26 protein-coding genes are annotated in these 18873 nt (G+C 60.0%); 2 read left to right on the top strand and 24 right to left on the bottom strand.

Features of this window, described 5'->3' with window-relative positions:
* The first annotated feature begins 181 nt into the window (after positions 1 to 181).
* Positions 182 to 607 carry a PA3611 family quorum-sensing-regulated virulence factor gene (locus ACM1ZW_RS15275; protein WP_017336762.1) on the top strand — a complete coding sequence of 142 codons (426 nt, stop codon included), beginning with the start codon at positions 182 to 184 and terminating at the stop codon, positions 605 to 607.
* 1 nt (position 608) lies between these two features.
* On the opposite strand, the gene ACM1ZW_RS15270 is transcribed toward ACM1ZW_RS15275, so the two are convergent.
* Positions 609 to 809: a hypothetical protein gene (locus tag ACM1ZW_RS15270; protein ID WP_017336761.1), complete on the bottom strand. Its 201-nt coding sequence runs from the start codon at positions 807 to 809 to the stop codon at positions 609 to 611.
* Positions 810 to 1175: 366 nt separating this feature from the next.
* Between ACM1ZW_RS15270 and ACM1ZW_RS15265 the strand changes: the two genes are divergently transcribed.
* Positions 1176 to 2294, top strand: a complete 1119-nt coding sequence (locus ACM1ZW_RS15265; protein WP_416740782.1) for a TIGR00730 family Rossman fold protein — start codon at positions 1176 to 1178, stop codon at positions 2292 to 2294.
* Between the two features lie 44 nt (positions 2295 to 2338).
* On the opposite strand, the gene recX is transcribed toward ACM1ZW_RS15265, so the two are convergent.
* From recX to ACM1ZW_RS15150, 23 genes are all read right to left on the bottom strand, one after another.
* A complete protein-coding gene (recX, locus tag ACM1ZW_RS15260) occupies positions 2339 to 2806 on the bottom strand; it encodes a recombination regulator RecX (RefSeq protein WP_017336759.1) in 468 nt (155 codons plus the stop codon).
* An 8-nt stretch (positions 2807 to 2814) separates the two neighbouring features.
* The gene (gene recA / locus ACM1ZW_RS15255) at positions 2815 to 3867 is read right to left on the bottom strand and encodes a recombinase RecA (RefSeq protein WP_017336758.1); all 1053 of its coding nucleotides are present in this window, start codon (positions 3865 to 3867) and stop codon (positions 2815 to 2817) included.
* Positions 3868 to 3950: 83 nt separating this feature from the next.
* On the bottom strand, positions 3951 to 4451 hold the full coding sequence (locus ACM1ZW_RS15250) for a CinA family protein (RefSeq protein ID WP_031318442.1): 501 nt from the start codon (positions 4449 to 4451) through the stop codon (positions 3951 to 3953).
* A gap of 80 nt (positions 4452 to 4531) precedes the next feature.
* On the bottom strand, positions 4532 to 5068 hold the full coding sequence (locus ACM1ZW_RS15245; RefSeq protein WP_416740781.1) for a lysis protein: 537 nt from the start codon (positions 5066 to 5068) through the stop codon (positions 4532 to 4534).
* Positions 5050 to 5613: a glycoside hydrolase family 19 protein gene (locus ACM1ZW_RS15240; RefSeq protein WP_017336755.1), complete on the bottom strand. Its 564-nt coding sequence runs from the start codon at positions 5611 to 5613 to the stop codon at positions 5050 to 5052. The genes ACM1ZW_RS15245 and ACM1ZW_RS15240 overlap by 19 nt, the downstream gene beginning before the upstream one ends.
* Positions 5614 to 5660: 47 nt before the next feature.
* Positions 5661 to 6677, bottom strand: a complete 1017-nt coding sequence (locus ACM1ZW_RS15235; RefSeq protein ID WP_414879520.1) for a phage late control D family protein — start codon at positions 6675 to 6677, stop codon at positions 5661 to 5663.
* 9 nt (positions 6678 to 6686) lie between these two features.
* A complete protein-coding gene (locus ACM1ZW_RS15230; RefSeq protein WP_017336753.1) occupies positions 6687 to 6899 on the bottom strand; it encodes a tail protein X in 213 nt (70 codons plus the stop codon).
* The gene (locus ACM1ZW_RS15225) at positions 6892 to 7275 is read right to left on the bottom strand and encodes a phage tail protein (protein ID WP_416740780.1); all 384 of its coding nucleotides are present in this window, start codon (positions 7273 to 7275) and stop codon (positions 6892 to 6894) included. Before ACM1ZW_RS15225 ends, ACM1ZW_RS15230 begins: the two co-directional genes overlap by 8 nt.
* Complete coding sequence (locus ACM1ZW_RS15220) at positions 7275 to 8933, bottom strand: hypothetical protein (protein ID WP_416740779.1); 1659 nt, start codon at positions 8931 to 8933, stop codon at positions 7275 to 7277. Before ACM1ZW_RS15220 ends, ACM1ZW_RS15225 begins: the two co-directional genes overlap by 1 nt.
* Before the next feature lie 128 nt (positions 8934 to 9061).
* Positions 9062 to 9646, bottom strand: coding sequence for a phage tail assembly protein (locus ACM1ZW_RS15215; protein WP_017336749.1), 585 nt, complete (start codon positions 9644 to 9646; stop codon positions 9062 to 9064).
* A gap of 76 nt (positions 9647 to 9722) precedes the next feature.
* Positions 9723 to 10229, bottom strand: coding sequence for a phage major tail tube protein (locus ACM1ZW_RS15210; RefSeq protein ID WP_017336748.1), 507 nt, complete (start codon positions 10227 to 10229; stop codon positions 9723 to 9725).
* Entirely contained in the window at positions 10229 to 11395 is a 1167-nt protein-coding gene (locus ACM1ZW_RS15205; RefSeq protein ID WP_017336747.1) for a tail protein, read from the bottom strand. The genes ACM1ZW_RS15210 and ACM1ZW_RS15205 overlap by 1 nt, the downstream gene beginning before the upstream one ends.
* A 2-nt stretch (positions 11396 to 11397) precedes the next feature.
* Positions 11398 to 11607, bottom strand: a complete 210-nt coding sequence (locus ACM1ZW_RS15200; protein WP_017336746.1) for a hypothetical protein — start codon at positions 11605 to 11607, stop codon at positions 11398 to 11400.
* A 113-nt stretch (positions 11608 to 11720) separates the two neighbouring features.
* Positions 11721 to 12128: a phage tail assembly chaperone gene (locus ACM1ZW_RS15195; protein ID WP_416740778.1), complete on the bottom strand. Its 408-nt coding sequence runs from the start codon at positions 12126 to 12128 to the stop codon at positions 11721 to 11723.
* A 10-nt stretch (positions 12129 to 12138) separates the two neighbouring features.
* The gene (locus tag ACM1ZW_RS15190) at positions 12139 to 14031 is read right to left on the bottom strand and encodes a phage tail protein (RefSeq protein WP_416740777.1); all 1893 of its coding nucleotides are present in this window, start codon (positions 14029 to 14031) and stop codon (positions 12139 to 12141) included.
* Complete coding sequence (locus ACM1ZW_RS15185) at positions 14032 to 14667, bottom strand: phage tail protein I (RefSeq protein ID WP_416740776.1); 636 nt, start codon at positions 14665 to 14667, stop codon at positions 14032 to 14034.
* The gene (locus tag ACM1ZW_RS15180; protein WP_017336742.1) at positions 14664 to 15659 is read right to left on the bottom strand and encodes a baseplate J/gp47 family protein; all 996 of its coding nucleotides are present in this window, start codon (positions 15657 to 15659) and stop codon (positions 14664 to 14666) included. Before ACM1ZW_RS15180 ends, ACM1ZW_RS15185 begins: the two co-directional genes overlap by 4 nt.
* On the bottom strand, positions 15656 to 15988 hold the full coding sequence (locus tag ACM1ZW_RS15175; RefSeq protein ID WP_017336741.1) for a phage baseplate protein: 333 nt from the start codon (positions 15986 to 15988) through the stop codon (positions 15656 to 15658). The genes ACM1ZW_RS15180 and ACM1ZW_RS15175 overlap by 4 nt, the downstream gene beginning before the upstream one ends.
* Before the next feature lie 10 nt (positions 15989 to 15998).
* Positions 15999 to 16610 (bottom strand): phage baseplate assembly protein V, encoded by a 612-nt coding sequence (locus ACM1ZW_RS15170; protein WP_414879513.1) that lies wholly within the window; start codon positions 16608 to 16610, stop codon positions 15999 to 16001.
* Positions 16611 to 16613: 3 nt separating this feature from the next.
* The gene (locus tag ACM1ZW_RS15165; RefSeq protein ID WP_416740775.1) at positions 16614 to 17138 is read right to left on the bottom strand and encodes a hypothetical protein; all 525 of its coding nucleotides are present in this window, start codon (positions 17136 to 17138) and stop codon (positions 16614 to 16616) included.
* 88 nt (positions 17139 to 17226) lie between these two features.
* The gene (locus tag ACM1ZW_RS15160) at positions 17227 to 17574 is read right to left on the bottom strand and encodes a phage holin family protein (RefSeq protein ID WP_017336738.1); all 348 of its coding nucleotides are present in this window, start codon (positions 17572 to 17574) and stop codon (positions 17227 to 17229) included.
* A 132-nt stretch (positions 17575 to 17706) separates the two neighbouring features.
* Positions 17707 to 18537 (bottom strand): putidacin L1 family lectin-like bacteriocin, encoded by an 831-nt coding sequence (locus tag ACM1ZW_RS15155; RefSeq protein ID WP_017336737.1) that lies wholly within the window; start codon positions 18535 to 18537, stop codon positions 17707 to 17709.
* A gap of 9 nt (positions 18538 to 18546) precedes the next feature.
* Positions 18547 to 18732 (bottom strand): Com family DNA-binding transcriptional regulator, encoded by a 186-nt coding sequence (locus ACM1ZW_RS15150; RefSeq protein ID WP_080995116.1) that lies wholly within the window; start codon positions 18730 to 18732, stop codon positions 18547 to 18549.
* Positions 18733 to 18873 lie beyond the last annotated feature (141 nt).

Here is an 18873-nt window from a genome sequence, read left to right as displayed (position 1 = left end):
AACACCGGCAGACAGGAAAACTCGGCACGAATAACACTCAGGGGGCCATAAAGGCCGGCAGTTTACCAGAGCGGCCGGCGCAAGCCTGTACCGTCCAGACAGGCTCCCCTATAATTCGTCACCACTGAACGCACAGTCATGTGACGGGTCGAAGCACCAGTCACTGAACCAGGAGAGTTTCATGTTGCGCCTTATCGTTCCCACCGCTGCCATTCTGCTGGCGTCGTCCTTCAACGCTCAGGCTGCGTCCTTGAGTGAGCAGAATCTCAACAGAGAGCTGCGCAACGTCGCCGCCCAAAGCAGCGTCGGCACGCCACGGGCGATCAACGAAGACATTCTCGATCAGGGCTACACCGCCGAAGGCAATGTGTTGATCAACCACTTGAGCGTGCAAAGCAGCCACGCCAACAAGATGCGCGCTGACCCCAAAGCCGTGTATTTCCAACTGGGCGCCTCTGTGTGCAACAACCCGTCGTTCCGCAAACTGATGGCCAAGGGCGCGGTCATGCGTTACGACTTCACCGAGGTGAAGACCAACCGCTCGGTCGGCTCCGCCAGCTATCAGGAATCGGATTGCCCGAAAGCGACACCGGCGAAGAAAAAGTAATTCAAGGGGAATGGGAATTGGCGCGCCGCTGTTCATCCTCGGCGCGCAGTTCTGCCAGAAGCGCCTGCAAATAGCGTGAGCGCCGGTCGGCTCCCTCCAGACGCCGGCAGCACTCCTCTTCAAGACTCAAATGATTGGTCTCGGCCGATGACTTCAATAATCGATACAGTTGCGTATCGATCTCCAGAATGACTCTGGCCATAGCATCCCGCCTCCTTGCACTTCGCCCTTGCTTGAGCGACAAAATCCTTGAACCGCTTGTATCGTGCGCCCTGCCATTGACGCAAAGTTGTCATGTCACGCCTGTTATTCAGTAAATCAGAGTACAGCTCACTCGGCGTGCGTTCAGACGAGCGGTGAAATCACCTTGCAAATCGTCATTAAGCGGTTGCCAGGAAAGACTTTGCAGCGCAATGATCAGGCCAGCGCAAATCACCGCGAGGGTCTAGATTCATAGTATTCCCGTTCACTTTTCAGGGCAGAAAAGGGGCTGCCTGGTTTGCGATGTTTGATGCGAATGTTTCCTTCATCCAAAGGAACAACAGAGCCTGTATGGAAGGAGAAGTTGATGCCTTACCAACCGAATGACCTCCTGAGCCGTCATTTCGAAGAAAGCGGCCACGACCTCATCAGCAAGGTCGAAGAACAACTCAACCTGGTTTCACCCAACAGTCCGAACATCCCGATCTACCGAGACATGATCCTGACCGTGCTGCGCATGGCCCAGGAAGATCACAATCGCTGGAATGCCAAAATCACCCTGCAAGCCCTGCGCGAACTGGAACATGCCTTCCGCGTGCTCGAACAATTCCGGGGGCGGCGTAAAGTTACTGTGTTCGGCTCGGCCCGAACGCCGATAGAACACCCGTTATACGGTCTGGCCCGAGAACTCGGCGCGGCACTGGCGCGCTCGGACCTGATGGTGATCACCGGTGCCGGCGGCGGCATCATGGCGGCCGCCCACGAAGGTGCCGGCCTGGAACACAGCCTGGGGTTCAACATCACCCTGCCCTTCGAGCAACATGCCAATCCCACTGTGAACGGCACCGCCAACCTGCTGCCGTTCCACTTCTTCTTTACCCGCAAGCTGTTCTTCGTCAAGGAAGCCGATGCGCTGGTCCTGTGCCCCGGCGGTTTCGGTACTCTGGACGAGGCACTTGAAGTGCTGACGCTGATCCAGACCGGTAAAAGCCCGCTGGTGCCGGTGGTACTGCTGGACGCTCCGGGAGGCAAGTTCTGGCAAGGAGCCCTGGACTTCATTCACCATCAACTGGAGGAAAACCGCTACATCCTGCCCACCGACATGAAGCTGGTGAGTCTGGTCTATAGCGCCGAAGAGGCGGTGGAACAGATCAATCAGTTCTACAGCAACTTCCACTCCAGCCGCTGGCTCAAGCATCAGTTCGTGATCCGCATGAATCACCAGCTCAGTGACGATGCGCTGGAACACATGCAGCACGCCTTCGCCGACCTGTGCCTGAGCGATCACTTCCATCAGCATGTCTACAGCGGTGAGGAGCACGACGAGCCGCAGTTCAGCCACCTTGCACGCCTGGCCTTTACCTTCAACGCGCGTGACCATGGACGCCTGCGGGAACTGGTGGATTACATCAACCTGCCGGAAAACTGGGCGCAGCCCAAACCTCAGGCACAACAACGCACGCGGGAACCCTCAAAGGTTACGTGAGGCAAAAAAAAACGGCCCGCTATCGAAATAGCGAGCCGTTTCAGTCAATCGTCCATCCCTCGGCCGCTGAACAAGCGGCTGATCATTTCCATGGAATAGCCCCGATAACTCAGGAACCGCCCTTGTTTGGCACGTTCCCGGGCGTCGATCGGTAAATGCCCGGAAAACTTGCGCCGCCAGGTGTCTTCCAGTTGTTCCTGCCAGTTAATACCGCTCTCACGTAACGCGAGTTCGATGTCGCTGCGTTGCAGGCCACGCTGGCTCAACTCTTCGCGGATACGCAAAGGGCCATAGCCGGAACGGGCACGGTAGGAAACGAAGCTTTCGAGGTAACGGGATTCGGACAGCAGGCCTTCTTCCGTCAAGCGGTCGAGTGCAGTGTCGATCATTTCAGGGAGGGCGCCGCGCTGACGCAGTTTACGCGTCAGCTCGACTCGACCATGCTCGCGGCGTGCGAGCAGGTCCATTGCGGTTCGCCGCACTGCGACGAGTGTATCGAGTACGGCGGTCATCGGATCAATCAGATATCAGCGTCAGCCAGGTCATCTTCAGTCTCTTTGACTGGCGATGCTTTGACGTCCGGCGCTGGAGTCAGCAGTTTGTCGCGCAGCTGCTTCTCAAGTTTCGCGGCGATTTCCGGGTTGTCCGCCAGGAACTTGGCCGAGTTGGCCTTGCCCTGACCGATCTTGGTGCCTTCGTAGGCATACCAGGCACCGGACTTCTCTACGAAACCGTGCAGAACACCCAGGTCGATCATCTCACCGTTGAGGTAGATGCCCTTGCCGTAAAGAATCTGGAACTCCGCCTGGCGGAACGGCGAAGCGACCTTATTCTTCACAACCTTGACGCGGGTTTCACTACCGACGACTTCATCACCTTCTTTCACCGCGCCAGTACGGCGGATGTCCAGACGAACCGACGCATAGAACTTCAGCGCGTTACCACCGGTGGTGGTTTCCGGGCTGCCGAACATCACGCCGATTTTCATACGGATCTGGTTGATGAAGATCACCAGGCAGTTGGCGTTCTTGATGTTACCGGTGATTTTACGCAGCGCCTGGGACATCAGACGGGCTTGCAGGCCCACGTGCATGTCACCCATTTCGCCTTCGATTTCAGCCTTGGGTACCAGGGCAGCCACGGAGTCGACGATGATCACGTCAACCGCGTTGGAACGCACCAGCATGTCGGTGATTTCCAGGGCCTGCTCGCCAGTGTCCGGCTGGGAAACCAGCAGGTCGTCGACGTTGACGCCGAGTTTGCCGGCGTACTCAGGGTCGAGAGCGTGTTCGGCGTCGACGAATGCGCAGGTCGCGCCGGCTTTCTGAGCCTGGGCGATCACCGACAGGGTCAGTGTGGTTTTACCGGAGGATTCAGGACCGTAGATTTCAACGATACGGCCTTTTGGCAGACCGCCAATGCCGAGCGCGATGTCCAGCCCCAGAGAGCCCGTGGAGATAGCCGGGATCGCCTGACGGTCCTGATCGCCCATACGCATTACGGCACCCTTGCCGAATTGACGTTCGATCTGACCCAGGGCCGCAGCCAAGGCTTTCTTCTTGTTGTCGTCCATTAAAGTCCTCACGTAATCAATAAGGCCTGACGGCCAACACCTGTATAAGTAGACAGTATTATTCCACAGCGATTCAGTATCGCCTACCCCTGATTTGAGATTTCTCCAGAGGCATGGCGCAGCAGCCCCTCTAGCGCGGCCTTCACCGTTTGTCGGCGGACCTCGTCGCGGTTACCGGGGAAGTGCTGCACCTCGCTGAAGACCCGCTCACCCACCCCCCACGCCAGCCAGACCGTGCCTACCGGCTTGTTCGGCGAACCACCGTCCGGCCCTGCTACACCGCTGACCGCCACGGCAAAAGACGCCCGGCTTTTTTCCTGCGCACCTCGCACCATGGCCTCGACCACCTCGCGACTGACCGCCCCCACCGTCGCAAACAACTCGGCCGGGACATTCAATTGCTCGGTTTTCTGACGGTTGGAGTACGTGACATAACCCGCCTCGAACCATGCCGAACTCCCGGGAATGCGCGTGATGGCCTCGGAAATCCCACCGCCGGTACAGGACTCGGCCGCCGTGACGTGAGCATTGAGAACCTGAAGGCGCCTGCCAAGTTCAGCGGCCAGTTGGGTGATTTCTTTCACGGTCATCTCCTGAGCGAGCGGAATGGGAACTACCGTACACGAGCGGATCGCGCTTGCAAGTTACAGGATCGATCAAAATGTTAGCGCCGCAGCGCCCGGATATAGGCCTGACACGCCTGCAAGGCAATCAGTGCACGGTCGCCGGTGTCGGTGATGGCGATAATTCGTTGAGCATGCGCCGGGTCAAGTCGGGCGCGTAGGGGGCCATGATCCACGCCGCCGGTGCCGGAGGCGGTTGGCACTGCGCAGCCAGTGGCAGTGTCGCTGGCATCGAGGAGGACTGACAGCCGCACATCAGCAGTGGCAAGACGGTCGCGCAAGCGACCTTGATCACGTTGGGCATCGCTAAGCGCTCGATAATGGGTGTGTTCGCTGACCGACAGCCGTTGCTCCAGCGCCAGGCGCTTGTCCTGCTCGGCCTGTTGCCGGGCGGCGGCCGCCAGGGTTAGCTGGTTGAGCGTCGCCGCGTGCTGCCTGTCGAGCTCCGCCAGTTGGCGCCCGTAACGTCCATCCTGAAATCGCCAGGCCACCGCCGCCGAGCCACCGGCCAACACGGCCAGTAACACAACAACTCCAGCAACCCGCCACGGTAAAGGGATCAAACCGAAGGCTGGCATAACACCGCCCTCGCCCGCGCCCACAGTTGCAAACGGTCTTGCAGCCCGTTCAGCCCACCATTGATCCGGCGGGTGATGCTGTTGAACTGGTCACGATCAGCCAGTTCGTTGAGGCCGTTTTGTGCCCAGAACCAGGCGGCAGATTCAGCGGCCCATTGCGGTAGCTCCAGCAGTTCCGGCCATTGGAGCAGTCGCTCGTCGCCGAATACACCGACACTGCACTGTTGATAGTTGTGGCGGCCAGTGATCTGAATCAAGCCACGACCGCGGTACTTTTGACCGTCGCCGTCGAGCGCTGCTGTATTACCCAAACGAGCGGCTAACAGGCCGGTGTCGTATTTGCTCAAATACCGGTCACTGCCGAGTTCGCGCACATACTGCAACTGCCCCGATTCGTGACCCACTTGCGCAAGGAAAGCGGCGCGGCGTTTGGGCGTGTTTATGGAATGGCCATCCATGGCGCCATTGAGGGCGGAAATGAAAACGCCCGCTTGGCTGCGGGCGTCTGGAAGTATTTGCTGTAATTGCAGAACCGTCAGCGGCATGAGTCGTGTTCCCTTCGCCATTTGATTAGCCAGACCGCGCCAATGCGTTATTGGGTGGCGTCCAGGCAGGTCGCGTCGATCACGCAGCGATAGCTTTGAAATTTGTCGCCGCTGGCAGTGACCTTGTCGATTGACCAGTAACCGCGCATGAAATCCGGCCAGGAAGGGTCCAGCAGCAAAACGCCCTCGGCGGACAGGGCCGGATTGCCAGGACAGGCGATTTTTACCTTGAGTTTTTCACGCAACAATTTGCGCACCTCACCCTCTCCGACGTCCCTGGCCTCTTCTTCATTCTGACAAAGCCGGCCGATGACCTTGAACGGCGCGCTACCGGTTTCAACCACCCGCACCACCCCGGCCGCCGCGTCCCACCAACTCGTCTTGCAGCCCTGGTTTTTCGCCCGGGCAGTGTCATCGAGCGTGGCGGAGATGAAGGCGCGATCGCCTGGACGATTGTCCGTTGTCACCGACAATTTCACCTCGGGCAACACCTTGCCCGACAGCGACTTGATCTGACCGGGAAGCGCCAGCACATACAGTTCATTCACCGGTTTGGCGATTGCGTGATGCCTGAGGGCAAGGCGTGTCAGGAACGCCATGTCGCTTTCGTTGGACTGATCGATGTGATCGATTTTTTTCAGTGCCAGTTGGGGAGCCACACGTGGCGAAAAGCCGTGCCGGGAAGCTATCTCGCGAAACAGCGCACCCAGGGTGGTCGGGCCGTGACTGGCGGATCGACGCAGCAGGAACCCGGTCTTGTCCGCGACACTGAACGGCGCCGCGGTGGCCACCAGTGTCAAGCGAAGCGGGAACAGCGTCGGTGTCAGGCGAGACACCATGAACTGGCCCTTGTCCACCCACCCGGACTCCACGTAACCAACCCGCAAGCCCACCTTGCCGCCCAGGATCGGCAGCCCTTCGAGCCCTTCCAGGTCGAGCGTCAAGGTCAATTGATCGGACTCGATACCGGCGGCATCGATGTGCTCCCAGCTGATCAGGCGCTTATTGATCAGGGCCTCATTGGCCCCATAAATGTATACCGCTGGCGTGAAACCCAATGCCATGGAGCCTCCTTAATCCCACGCGGTAACCGGCGTGGTCACAACGGGTTTTGCGTCAATTTCCGGCAGTACCACCCAGACGCCCGCAGGCAATACCGGCCCCGGTTCCGCCAGTGTGGGGTTGAGCCGCCACAGTGCTTCTTCGACGGCATCGTCACAGCGACCCAGTTCGCGGTACAGCAACAGGTTCACCGAATCACCGGCCAGACTTCGAACTCTACGCATGGATGAACTCCGACAGGTCTACTGCCCAACTGACGACCATCGCCGTGCCGTCATCGATGATCATGCTCTGGGTTTCCGTCACCGTGTTGATTCGCCAAAGCCCCCAGCTGCGTCCGATGCCATCTACCAACGGCACCGGTTTGCGCTGTTCCTGTAGCGTGCGCAGCTCATTGAGCCGGTCCATGGCCACCGCGTACATCGACGTCCCCGTAATCTTCAGCGTCTGGGCCTTTTGCCCAGTCTGACTGGATTTCGGCTTGCCGGTCACAATGTCCAGCTCCACCCAGCCTCCGTCCGAGCTGTGCACGATGCCGCTGTACGCGAAGTGACGGGACAGGCCGAAAATGAAACTGCCCAATGCCATTTGCTGGCGCATTACAGACCTCCATCGGTCAGGGCCGCACCTCGTCGAGTGGCGAGGGCGTTAGTGGTTATCAGGGGGACAAATTCACCGTGGAACTGCGTCTGCAGTTGCTGCGCCACGATTGTTCGGATGTGCTCGGAGTTATCCGCCCCCGTGCAGGTGACCTGGATTGACGGTGAATAATTGATCTGCTGTGTTTGTGTCTGTGTCGAGGCGCTGGTCAGGTCTTTGCTGACTTGATCAGGGGCACCGAGCTGGTCGGAAGGTGTGGCCAGTTTTTCGCCCAGCCAGGATCCGGCGATGCCGCCGAGAAAACCTCCGATGGCTGTGCCCACGCCTGGAAATATCATCGTACCGAGCGCTGCGCCCGCATAAGAACCGGCCACCATCCCGGCAGAGGACGCGACGGCTTTGGTGTCTCCAGTGGCGACACCTTGTGCGATATCGACCCCAGCGCTGAGCAAGTTCAGCCCTGGTGCTCTTTTAGGGAGGAAGGAGCCGACCTTGGCGGCTTTGCCGAGCAACGGGCTGGCCGGACTGGAGCCAGCAAATTGCACCAGACGCTGAGCTGGAGCTGGAGCTGGAGCTGGAGCCAGAGTTTGAGCCTGAGCCAGAATCGGGGCCACCGCCGGTCTATCGACCCGAGGCTGCACAGTGACATCAAATTGCGATTGACCCTTCGGATTGCCCTGCCCCTTGGCTTTGTCCGGTTTTGCGTTCCTGCGTTTCTTGCGTGCCTGATCACCCGTGTAACCCAGGCTGCTTTCCGTCCTCTTTTTCGGTGGAGGAGGCTTGTTGTCCTGGTCGGCGCCGCGATTGTCCTCGCCGATCAGATCCCCCAGGCCCCAGGGCAGGCGTGGCGCCGTTCGCTTCAGGATTTTCTTGGCAACGTTGGTCAACGCTTCGGTCGCGACGGCTTCGCCCACGACGGACGCGATGGAAGAGAGCGTGACGGCAACAGCCGCCAGCCCTGTGGCAATTACGGGATGTTGCTCGGCAACTGAACTGAGCTTGTCGACTTGAGCAGAAAGAGACGTCAGCGGGCCGGACATGTCTGGCGTTACTGCGCGCCCCAGGCGACTGAGACTCGCATCCAGCACGTCCCTGCCGGGTGTCGAATTGCGCCCTTCGTCTTTGACGGTCTGCCCTGTCGAGCCATTGCTTTCGACCGTTGACGTCGCAGTGGCGGCTTTATCGGACGCGTCCTTGCGCACAACGGGGTTCTGAGGCGTGGCGGCGATTGCAGGCGTCCGCTCGGGCGCCGTCACCGCCACCACACCGGCCTCGCCACTGCTGCGCAGAGTGGAGCGCAGGCCTGCCCCATCGACATTCAGGTTGGGGGCGCCCAATTGATCGGGCGTTTCAGTCGCCGCCATGCCATCGAGGTTCGATGGCGATGGGCTGTCAGCGGCAGGTCCCACTCCGAGCCGTTTGAATGCCGAGCGTGCTGAAGACACTACCGCTGTCAGCGACGTCAGCGCTTCACCCAGCTTGTTCTGCCCTGCCGTCAGTAAGCGTATGTCCAGGCTGACCGTGTTCAGTGCCTGGTTGAGCTGCGCCAGCGGGGCGATGAAACCGGCCAGCCCGAGGGTTGCTGACCCGCCGCCCATTGCCGGCGACCCCATGCTATTGATCGCCGCACTGGCCAGCGAATATTGACTGTCTGCCATCCCGCTCTACTCCTGTTTCACGCCAAGGCGAGTGATCGCGATGTCGTAGCGGCGCAATGCCTTGCCGACGTCCCACTCCAGAATGTCCGCTTCACTTACCGGGTAAATGAGCGGCACCACATCGAGGATTACTTCGATGTCGCGCTCCGAAAGAAGGCCGCCGGTTTGTTTAAAAAATCGTCGATGCGTACCTGAAGCTGTGTCCAGTCGGGCACGGTCAGCAGGGCCAGATCGGGAATCATCAGCCCGGTGCAATGGGCGGTGATGAACTCGGCGCGTTCCTTGGGCGTCTTGAGTTTTTTCATCGCTTTGGTCGCGCGCAGCACCGGCATTTCCAGAGTCAGCGTGGTGAGGGTTCGACCCGCCACGGCGAGCGGTTGCAACAAGGTCACGTCGTCGGGATCGGCCGACGGTGGTTCACCCTCGTCCGCTTGCTCAAGGAAATGCGACGTCGGCAACGTCGACATCTCGTGCACGTACTGCGCGATGCTCACGTAGTCCGGGCGCTTGAGTTGATCGAGTTCCTTGACCGACAGGCCGGTGGCCAGCAGCGCCAGTTCGAAGAACTGATCGTCCTCATCGTCGCCGGCACGGGTCAGGGCTTCTTTCTGTGCGGCGTAGTACAACGGTTTGAGCTGAATCTGCTCGATCGACGACTGATCGTCGGCCGCGATCGGCGACAACAAGGCGTGAACAGGAGGTGTCCAGGACATGAAATGAATTCCTTGGTGAATCATGAGACCAGCAAACCTTGTGGGAGCGAACCGGGGTGGGCTCGCTCCCACAGGTTCAAGGGATCAGCACTGCGCGGCGGGCGTCGCCGAGAATGTCGACGCCGTTGAGCACGAACTTCTGGGTGCGCACGTCGATGTCGATCACCGGGATGCCGTTTTCCAGACGGTTGTAGGTGCGGCAGGAGAGCTCAAGCGTGGTGGTCGGTTTGTCATTCATTTTGAGCGCCGTCTCGGCCAGGGACTTCAACTTGCCGCCGACGGTGTGGTAGGTGAACCAGGTGTTGCCATCCTGATCCTGACCGGCCTCACGGACGTTCAGCAAAATGTCGTCGCCCAGTTTCACACCCAGGGCGAGCATGACTTCTGCGCCCACGCCTTGCAGCTTGAGCGTGGCGGTGAGGGCTTTGCCGCTCTTGGCCATTTCCTCGCCGATGAAGCGCCCGCCGGTCATGTTCTCCATCTCGAACTCGATCTTCGGCGGGGTGAACTCTTCCACCGTCGCCGACAACGGCAGGCCTTGCAGGGTGGCCGCGATGGCCTGTCTTACGCGGTTGGTAAACATTAGAGAACGTCCTCCAGGAACTGCTCGATGATTTCATCGCGGGCATTGAGTTGATAAACCATGTGTTCGTTCGGCGCGTAGCGGCCGTAGTCGATGACCACGTACCAGGTGCCGTTCTTGTACTTCTCGACGCTGTTCAATTCCGGGTGCAGGTACACGCTGCCGCCTGGAATGGTTTCGTCGGCGACCAGGGTTTGCAGCCAGTCATTGATGCGCTTGACCTCCTGGTCCATGAACGACTTGGTCAGGTTCTTGGCCATGGCTTTCTGGCCGGCCTTGACCAGCTTGCGGCTGATCGCGTCTTCGAGGCCGACGTAGCTGATGAACTTGCCGGTGATCGAGCGGTTACCCAGCAGCGAGAAGCCGCCGAGGATGGTGCGGGCGTAGTAGCTGATGCCGTAGCGGTTGAGCAGATCGCCCTCGGTGGAGGTGTCGAGGATGTTGTATTCCACGACCCGCGAAACGTCCTCGGCAAAGGTCACCTGATTGCCCGGGCTTTCCCATTGCTTGACCTTGGCCAGTGCTGCGATGGCCAGGCTCGACGGCGACAGGAACACGTTTTTCTTGGCGGCCTTGGAGTACACCGACGGCATGTTGTGCACCAGCAGGCAGCGGTCGAAACCCAGCTCCGCGCCGCCCAGTTCCTGGCTGTAAGTCACCTGATCGGCGACCGCGGCGTCCTTGCCGTCGAGCACCACACGGGCCTTGATGCGCTTGCCGAAAGACGCGAACTCACCGGCCACGGCTTTGGTGCTGGTGAAGCCCGGCGCGCCGATGATGGTCAGGTCCTCAGGCACGCTGCCCAACGCCGCGAGGCCGAGCTTGCGACCGGTCAGCGGATCGATGCCGCCGATGACGTTATTCAGTGTGTCCGCCGGGGTCGCGCCCTCTTCGACGATGACCACGTAGACCGGCACCTTGACCACTTTCAGGATCTGGAAGACCGCGTGATACAGCGTGCCCGCCTCGGTGCCGGTCGGATCGAGCAGCGCCTGGGTGGTGAAGCTGTTGATGCGAAACGGCGCATTGCGTGGAATCAACGGATCCGCCTTCGGCGCGGTGCCGATCAGACCGATGACGTTGTCGCCCAGGCCACCCATGGCCTCGGGGGATTCGGTGGCATTGACGGTAATGCCGTTGTGCTCGAAGTTCAGAACCTCAGCCATGGTTATTCAGCCTTCTTGGCAGCGGCCTTCTTGGCCGGGGTGGAGGATGCGGCCGACTCGGCAACCGCGGTATTTTTCAGCTCCAGACGACCAGCGCTGCGCAACGCACTGGCCTCCACATCGAGCAGTTGCAATTCCTGGCCGATGCTCGACCAGTGACCACCCCCGGTGGGGAATGGGAGGAGCACGGTGTACGTTTGGCGTTCTGCCATTTCTGTTTCTCCTTGAACGAAAAAGCCCCTTGGGGAAGGGGCTGTCGGGTGTTGTGTGGGTTGTATTGCGGGAAAGAAAACGCCCCGACGGTGCGGGGCGTTTATTGGGTTTGTTAGGCGATCCAGAGTGGGGCGACCGGGCGGTATTGGCTGTCAGGGAAATCTGCTGATTGTGGCCAGTCGCGTAGCGTTTGCATGTATACAAGCAACTCCGTGAACTGCTCAGGCGTCAGGGCGGTTTCGGTTCCAAGATCCAGTTGATCGCGGTGGCGATCACGCAGCCAAATCACCGACGACAGTTCTCTGTCCCGCCAATTGCGCTCATCTCCCGCAACGTCAGGCGCTGGATCGATGAGGATTGGCAGCCCCTCTGCGTCGTGACCGCGCACCTTGCCTGACACAGGATTGGCGATCATTGCGTCATAGCGATCTGCGGAAATTTCAACCGCATCCGACGGCATGATTTGATGAATGCCGACGATGTATGCACAACCCGTTGACTGACTATAAAAACGCTTCATCTACTTCCCCTTAGCTGCCGAGTGCAAACCAGCGGTACGTAAAGTTTCCGGTGCCCCACACGTAGACTGTTGCCCCCGTGCGTGAACCGACTGAAATTGCCCCCCCGCCTGCCGCCGAGGAGGAGGTGCTGCTGATAGGGCTTCCTGTCACCGTATAAAGAGCGGCCGGGAATTCAATAGGAAATGTGAACACCGCACTTGTAGCGCCGACCACGACATTTCCCCACTGCAAAACAAGACCGCCAAGCCAAGGTGGGAGCACGATGTAGCCATTCGTCCCGAGACTGAGTGAAAAGCCCTTGCGCAGTTTTTTTGGCGTGGCGATCACCTGATCGTTTGCGCTGTCGAGCATCTGCGCATCGGTGGCCACCTTTGCCGTGCCCTGATTGATTTCCGTGGCTTGCGCCGCCGAAGCGGCCAGCGCGGCAACATCAATGTTTCCCTGATTTATCGGTGTATTCCAGGCCTTGATGCACCACATCACGGCCATGTTGCGAGACCTTGTGGAACCAAGGCCAAGTCCTTGGGTGGTCTGTTCCCCGGTACCATAAATGGCATAGCTGGCTGAATAGTTCGCTGTATTCACAACATCCAAACCATGTGAGGCGAGAGCATTCGCGTCAGCACCCGTATGCCAAAGACCAGAAACAGCAGGGGAAGCCGAGCTGTAATCGAATGCCTGTAGAGTGCCCTTCTGCCAGCTCCCAATGGTCCGTCCAGTGTCAACACCGCGCCCATGGTCCCAGCCCCGCAGGAACTCGCCACGCGACTCAGGCAAACGGAAGTTGCCAGCCCCCTCGCCGCCCGTATTAAAAGAAGTACCCAGATACGCAAACAAATCCGGATAAATCGCGATGCTTTGTACACTGCCATCAATTTCAAGGAAGCCCGGTGGTACTGCGGACTTTGGAAAGGCGATCACAGCACCAACCGGCAACGCCGAAGCCTGCGCAATCAGCGCCTCGATTTCAGGCTTCGTATAAGTGTCCTTGATCCCAAAACCAGCCAACGTTTCCGGATTCGTGCCCGCAGTGGCGCGACCGTATTTATCAACCGTCAAACTCTTGTAAGTCCCCGCCTGAATCCCCGTTCTACCCGCCAGCATTTCAAAGCTCAGCGCCGTAGTGCCCAGCGTGATCGGACCATTCGTGACCAGGTGCCAAAGCGAATCGCCGTTCGCCGTGCCCTCTTCAACCATCACGCTCAGACCCGGCGTCACCTTGGCGCTGGTGTTCGAGTCAACCGAACGCAGCCAGTCACCATTGGCGGCAACATAAATACCGTTATCCTTCGCCGCCGTTTGCGCCGCCACCAGCACCCGCTGACCCGCCACCACCGCGACACCATCAATCTGCTGCGCACCGCTTAGTACGATGTTCCCGGTGGAGACCACGCGCACCGACTGTTTGCCATCCAGCTTCGCCAGCTCATCGGCGAGATACCCCATCACCCAGGCCCGTGTCGCCTTGACCACGGTGTCGTCGATCAGCAGCGTGACGTTCGACGCATTGCTGGTCTCGAAAATCGAGCGAATGTAGAACTCTTTCCCCGAGCCCGACGTCGCCAGCACCGGCTTGAACGACTCCGGGTATTTGACGATGGCGTACAAAATCCCGGTGTCAGTCCAGAGCCCCGCTTCGCGCACATACCAACCGCCCTCTTCTGGCGGGATGGTCACTTCGGCCAGCAGCCAGCTCGGATTCTTCTCGTCCTGGAACAGCGCATTCAGTGGCCCGCGCCACACTTCTCGTTTAAGCGCAGTGGCGGTCGCCGCCGGGTTGTAGACCGTGCCGCCGCCGTCACCGACCGAAATCTGTGACAACTTGATCGGCACGCCCGCCGCCTTGCAGGCGGTTTCGTAGGCAATCCCTGCATTCGTGAGCAGGGTGTAATAGTCAGCCATTCAGGCCCCCTGAGGATAAATAGTGGATGTTTCAACGGCGTAGAGCCCGGCAGCCATAAAGGCCTGACCCGAGGCTTCGAGCCCTTCGATGACAATCGGATACACCGTGGTGAGTTCGCCGCACACCGTCGCCGCGCCGATGACGTGACTGCCGAATGCGCTCAACCCAACGGACACCGACAGGATGTCGCGTTCGCTTTTGGCGTCCGCCAGGCGTCGGTCGAGACGGGCGTCGATTTCTTCGCTGTAGGGTTGCTCGGTAAACGCCCTGACGGAAAAGCTGTAGGGCTGGCCCGGTGGCGTCTGCTCGTACCAGGCCCGCACTTCAGGCATCAAGCGCAATCCTTTCGCGGCGTTTTCCAGCGCCAGTTGCGTCCCGGCCTGCCGCGCCGTGGGCCAGGCAAGTTCGACCGTCAGGCGCTTTTCCGCCTCGGCCGCCTCGGAGCTCCATTCACTGACACCTCGATCGGCGGCGAGATACGGCAGAAACGCCAAGGGCGTCACCGTCGGGTTCATCAGCTCGGGAAACGGCGGCGTGATGCGATCAAGCAACGTGCCGAAACCGAGGTCCAGGGCTTTTTCCAGCGCTGAGCTGTTGGACGGCAACAGGCTCGGACGAGGTTTTGGGTCACTCATAGCGTGAGCACCTCGACCTCGACCCCCGTGCACCAAGGCGCTTCGAAGGCGGTCGTGACAATCGGTTCGACCGGCTCGAGAATCTCGAGCTGAACCGCGCCAGCGTTGTGCAGCGTGTAGTCGATCCAGCTCGGGTCGACCCGCCCTTCCAGCCGATGACAACTCTGGGCATACGCTTGCAGTTGTTGTTGTGCGGCGACCTTGGTCAGCCCCGAATCAGGGCCGGCGTTGATCCTCGCGACGACGCGGATTTTGTAGTTCTTGATGTGGGCGCCCTGCACCGTGACCCGATCCGTTTCCGGTCGCACATCAGGTCGGGCGAAGTGTTCGCGCACACCTTCGAGCAGTTCCTCTGACGCGGTGCCATCGCCTTCCCGTGCCAGCACCGTGACCATCACCTCGCCCGGTGCCGTGCGACGTCCGTTGCCATCCTTGACCTGCGCCGCATGGCCGTCCGGATCGAAGGTGTACGTGACCGTCACCTCGCCCGCCGCCGCGCTTTCCACCTTCACCGCAGGACGCTCGCCGAGGGTGAACACCTCGCGGCGATACTGCATGCGCGAACCGGCGGCCGGTGCGTGCGGCGCCAGGTAGTAACGCAACCGGGCGTCATCGTCGCTTTCATACACGGGCGCTACCGGCGGGTACGCTGCCGGATCGCCCGGGTCGAGCAACTGACGCTCAAGGCCCATGTCCGCGAGACGGGCATCCAGATTGCTGCCGGTCGCCCACCAGGCCAGCATCTGCTTGATGCGGGCGTTGTATTTTCGTTCGTGGATTTGCAGGCGCACACAAAACGCCTCAAGCGCCAGGGTCAGTAACTCGCTTTCGTTTTCAAGACTGGCCTTGAGTTTCGCCGCCGTCTCGGGAGACCGGGCGCCGACGTACTCGACGACAAACGTCTTGAACTCGGCGAGCAGGTCTTCGAACGCGTCGACGGTGACGATCGACGGTTCGGCCAACTGGTTCTGGCCAGGGATCAACATGCTCATGTCACCACCTCGAAGGTCTGGTTGCGGTTTTTCCAGATGCCGGCGAATCGCAACACCAGCCCGGCGCCTCGCCGGCCGGCGACAATGACCTGCGGCTGGAAATCACCGATACCGTTCTGTTCGTTGTAGAACGCCTGCGCCGCATGACTCTGGGCAAGGATCAGCAGGTCGTCGCCAAGGTTGCGGCCGAGCAGATCCGGGATCAGCGAGCCATACAAAGGACGCTTCTGACGGGTGCCCAACGGCGTGGTCAGCGCCCGGGTGGCGCGCTGCACGAATTGCGGCCAGTCGTCGACCGCCGCCCCGGTGTTTCTATCGATTCCGATCATGGGAAACTCTTTATGCGGTACTGATGACGCGTCCCTGGTGATCCACCACCGGGCCGCTCAGGTGCACACCGGAAGCGTCGAGTCGCAAGCCGACCGCGCCCAGTTGCAGTTCGATGGCCTCAGGCGTGATCGCAAGCCTCGCCGGGCCGAGATTCAACTCGAGCGCTTCGCGAGAGCCACTGAACGCCGCCGGGCCGTTCTTCCAGTGCAAGGCGTGACGGGCATCGTCGTAACCGCTTTCAGTGCCATCCAGATAGAGGCGACGCGTCAGCGACGCCTGTGTCGAAGCGGGTGGAAACTGATTGCCGTTGAGCCCGAACAACGCCACGGATTGAGCGCCGCCCTCGCCACCGCCATGGTTCAGCAGCAGGCATTGCTCGCCGACCGAGGGGATCCGCGACTCGCTTTGCGCCCCGGCGCTGGGATTGAAAAAGCGGATGGCCGGGCTCAGTAACTCACCATGACTGACCCGGCACGTGTTACTGGCCGCATCGACTTCCTGGCACACGCCGATGCGACACAAGCTGTCGGTTCGCCGGTGCAAGTCTTCAAGTTCAGCCTCCATCTCGGCCAGGCGCTCGATGATCGGGCCGAGCTGCTGACGTAAAAGCGCATCGAACATGGCTCAGCCCTCGAGTGCGGTGTATTGGTCCGGGTCGTCGATGTTCGAGACTTCCCAGGTTTTGGCGAATTTCGGGATGCCCAGCGGGTCGTCCAGCAGTAATGCGCCGAGGTAAATCGTCTGGGTGAAGGAAAGGGTCCAGGCGAGGTACTCCTGCGAACCGCTGATCAGCGTCGACGGCAAGGCATCGATGTTCACGGGCAAATCGCATTGGCTACCTGGCAGCCCCCATCGGTTATCCGTCACCCATCCCTTGAGGACGGCTGCCAGATCGCAAGCGGCCAACCCAGGGTTATCCAGCGTTGGGGGTACAACGATTTGCAGCGAGAACGTCAGGACATGAGCGATGCGTCCGTCCTGGGCGCGCTCGCCGCTTGCATTGCGTTCGAGGGCGATCAGGATCCACGCCTGATCGAACGTGCCGTCGAAGTCCTGACGAGCTCCGACTTTCAAACCCGGGTCAGCCGAGCGCAGCGCTTCGGCAATGGCAAACAACAGCCGCGACGGCTTATCGATGTCGAGGGACATAGGGGGTTTCCAGTTCAAAGATTGAAGCGTTCGGCTGCGCGGGGGATGCAGCGTGTCGGCGTTGCCAGAACGGCAACGGGGATTGGTTTTATTGATCCGGGCGGGAATCACGCGGCGGTACTTCGCACACGCCGATCCGCTTGGCCGCCCAGCGCTCATAAAGGCCGATGGCGACGTCGGCGCCGGCCATTGCCGTGAGGCAACCGAACGCGCCAGCCGCCCAGATCGACATGCCGGCGGCGTACAGCAGCATGATGGCCGAGACCCCGCAGATCATGCAGGCCCCGGAACGCAAGGCCAGGCGCCGCAGCAATGACCAGCCCCGGGCGCCCTCCTTGTCGGCACGCCACATTTCGCCAGACACCCCGCCCATCACGGCGAGCACGATGACCAGCCAGATCGGCATGTCCAGCAACGCTTGTTGCTCGTTTGTCATGTCACGCCTCCTGCGGGGTGATTGATGAGTGATGTGCTTTCTACTGGCAAGCACATCCAGCCCTGCGAAGGCCGAGCTGGATGCAGTCGCTGCTTTATTTGAGCAACGCAGTGGCGCATAGCGCCCTGCGGCTCAGACAGCCCAGGTCCAGATATCAAAGGTTTTGAAGGAAGAGCCATCGATCAGGCGGATTGGACGGTAGGTAGGCTTGTACCCGAATCGAGCCCAGACAGGCGTCTCTTTCACGACGGAAAAGCCGCCATTCGGTTGCAGTCGCAGCACGACGCCGGAATGACCCGCTGTGCCGGAGTTCCACAAAGGCACATCGTTGGCGGCATACACAACGAAGTTGCCATCCGCCTGCATGACGGCTTTGACCGCCCCCTTGTTCTGCGTATAGCTGGCCCAGCGAACGCTCCAGTTCGGACCGTAGACCACTACGTTCCCGTCACCCTGGAAAATCAGCGCGCTATCACCGGAAAAATACGGCATGCCCCTGGCAAGCTCGGCGGGACCACTGATGACCACCGAAGCGTTAGAACCGGCAATCGGCGGAATCGACGGGGTGCCGCTCCAGATTGCCTGAGAGTCAACCAGCACGATGTTGCCGTCGTCCTGCAGAATCAGGTGGGTCCGGTTCCACTGATCTTCACTGGTAAACGTGCTGTTGTTCGACAACCAGGCACGCGCTCGGGCCGGGTCATAAAGAAAGGCGCCGTACTGAATGAAGAATTGCGTCGCCTCATTGTTACGCAAGGGAATGGTTGAACTGTAAGGCTGAGCCTCGTTAGCGACCCATGCCACCGCGCCGTTATCCAGCAGCACCAAATTACCGTCAGCTTGAAGCAATAGCTTGAACCGGCCATTTGGGGACAGAAGGAACTGACCCGGCGTCATGGTTTGGTAGGCTGGGAGAATCGAGGTGCCGCTGCCTTGAAATGGAATACGTGTGCGTCCTGCCATGTTGTTCACCTATTGAGTCGAATGATTTTGTGCGCTGAATTGCGCGTTCATGTCGCTCAACGGCGATCGCTCAAGGCTCGCGGCCTTCACATGATTCAATGTTCCGCATCGGGAGCATTTGATCTGGAGCTCGGTGTACTCACCCACCCGGGCGAGCAGTCGTTTGCACTGTCCACATCTGTAATCTTTCAACATCGAGAGGCCTCCTGGCTTCTGTCGAATCCTTTCTGTCGTTGAGGTTTATAAGCCTCGTACGAGGTAGGCATTCCAAAAAGCCCGGCGCTGCCGCAATGTTGTTCACTTAAGAGTGTCTTGAATCAAAGGAAACTTGTGGCG

Origin of the sequence: Pseudomonas sp. NFX71 (assembly GCF_048079215.1) — a bacterium.
Taxonomy (GTDB): Bacteria; Pseudomonadota; Gammaproteobacteria; order Pseudomonadales; family Pseudomonadaceae; genus Aquipseudomonas; species Aquipseudomonas fluorescens_B.
Note: the sequence above shows the minus strand (reverse complement) of the source record. Positions and strands in the feature narration are given on the sequence as shown.

What these genes read in the sequence shown, in the direction of transcription:
- ACM1ZW_RS15185 (WP_416740776.1), bottom strand. Translation starts at nt 14,667, where the DNA reads ATGAGTGACCCAAAACCTCGTCCGAGCCTGTTGCCGTCCAACAGCTCA.
- ACM1ZW_RS15190 (WP_416740777.1), bottom strand. Translation starts at nt 14,031, where the DNA reads ATGGCTGACTATTACACCCTGCTCACGAATGCAGGGATTGCCTACGAA.
- recX (WP_017336759.1), bottom strand. Translation starts at nt 2,806, where the DNA reads ATGACCGCCGTACTCGATACACTCGTCGCAGTGCGGCGAACCGCAATG.
- ACM1ZW_RS15235 (WP_414879520.1), bottom strand. Translation starts at nt 6,677, where the DNA reads ATGGCATTGGGTTTCACGCCAGCGGTATACATTTATGGGGCCAATGAG.
- ACM1ZW_RS15230 (WP_017336753.1), bottom strand. Translation starts at nt 6,899, where the DNA reads ATGCGTAGAGTTCGAAGTCTGGCCGGTGATTCGGTGAACCTGTTGCTG.
- ACM1ZW_RS15195 (WP_416740778.1), bottom strand. Translation starts at nt 12,128, where the DNA reads ATGAAGCGTTTTTATAGTCAGTCAACGGGTTGTGCATACATCGTCGGC.
- ACM1ZW_RS15150 (WP_080995116.1), bottom strand. Translation starts at nt 18,732, where the DNA reads ATGTTGAAAGATTACAGATGTGGACAGTGCAAACGACTGCTCGCCCGG.
- ACM1ZW_RS15220 (WP_416740779.1), bottom strand. Translation starts at nt 8,933, where the DNA reads ATGGCAGACAGTCAATATTCGCTGGCCAGTGCGGCGATCAATAGCATG.
- recA (WP_017336758.1), bottom strand. Translation starts at nt 3,867, where the DNA reads ATGGACGACAACAAGAAGAAAGCCTTGGCTGCGGCCCTGGGTCAGATC.
- ACM1ZW_RS15225 (WP_416740780.1), bottom strand. Translation starts at nt 7,275, where the DNA reads ATGCGCCAGCAAATGGCATTGGGCAGTTTCATTTTCGGCCTGTCCCGT.
- ACM1ZW_RS15210 (WP_017336748.1), bottom strand. Translation starts at nt 10,229, where the DNA reads ATGTTTACCAACCGCGTAAGACAGGCCATCGCGGCCACCCTGCAAGGC.
- ACM1ZW_RS15180 (WP_017336742.1), bottom strand. Translation starts at nt 15,659, where the DNA reads ATGAGCATGTTGATCCCTGGCCAGAACCAGTTGGCCGAACCGTCGATC.
- ACM1ZW_RS15160 (WP_017336738.1), bottom strand. Translation starts at nt 17,574, where the DNA reads ATGACAAACGAGCAACAAGCGTTGCTGGACATGCCGATCTGGCTGGTC.
- ACM1ZW_RS15270 (WP_017336761.1), bottom strand. Translation starts at nt 809, where the DNA reads ATGGCCAGAGTCATTCTGGAGATCGATACGCAACTGTATCGATTATTG.
- ACM1ZW_RS15245 (WP_416740781.1), bottom strand. Translation starts at nt 5,068, where the DNA reads ATGCCAGCCTTCGGTTTGATCCCTTTACCGTGGCGGGTTGCTGGAGTT.
- ACM1ZW_RS15265 (WP_416740782.1), top strand. Translation starts at nt 1,176, where the DNA reads ATGCCTTACCAACCGAATGACCTCCTGAGCCGTCATTTCGAAGAAAGC.
- ACM1ZW_RS15155 (WP_017336737.1), bottom strand. Translation starts at nt 18,537, where the DNA reads ATGGCAGGACGCACACGTATTCCATTTCAAGGCAGCGGCACCTCGATT.
- ACM1ZW_RS15170 (WP_414879513.1), bottom strand. Translation starts at nt 16,610, where the DNA reads ATGTTCGATGCGCTTTTACGTCAGCAGCTCGGCCCGATCATCGAGCGC.
- ACM1ZW_RS15275 (WP_017336762.1), top strand. Translation starts at nt 182, where the DNA reads ATGTTGCGCCTTATCGTTCCCACCGCTGCCATTCTGCTGGCGTCGTCC.
- ACM1ZW_RS15205 (WP_017336747.1), bottom strand. Translation starts at nt 11,395, where the DNA reads ATGGCTGAGGTTCTGAACTTCGAGCACAACGGCATTACCGTCAATGCC.
- ACM1ZW_RS15240 (WP_017336755.1), bottom strand. Translation starts at nt 5,613, where the DNA reads ATGCCGCTGACGGTTCTGCAATTACAGCAAATACTTCCAGACGCCCGC.
- ACM1ZW_RS15165 (WP_416740775.1), bottom strand. Translation starts at nt 17,138, where the DNA reads ATGTCCCTCGACATCGATAAGCCGTCGCGGCTGTTGTTTGCCATTGCC.
- ACM1ZW_RS15200 (WP_017336746.1), bottom strand. Translation starts at nt 11,607, where the DNA reads ATGGCAGAACGCCAAACGTACACCGTGCTCCTCCCATTCCCCACCGGG.
- ACM1ZW_RS15175 (WP_017336741.1), bottom strand. Translation starts at nt 15,988, where the DNA reads ATGATCGGAATCGATAGAAACACCGGGGCGGCGGTCGACGACTGGCCG.
- ACM1ZW_RS15215 (WP_017336749.1), bottom strand. Translation starts at nt 9,646, where the DNA reads ATGTCCTGGACACCTCCTGTTCACGCCTTGTTGTCGCCGATCGCGGCC.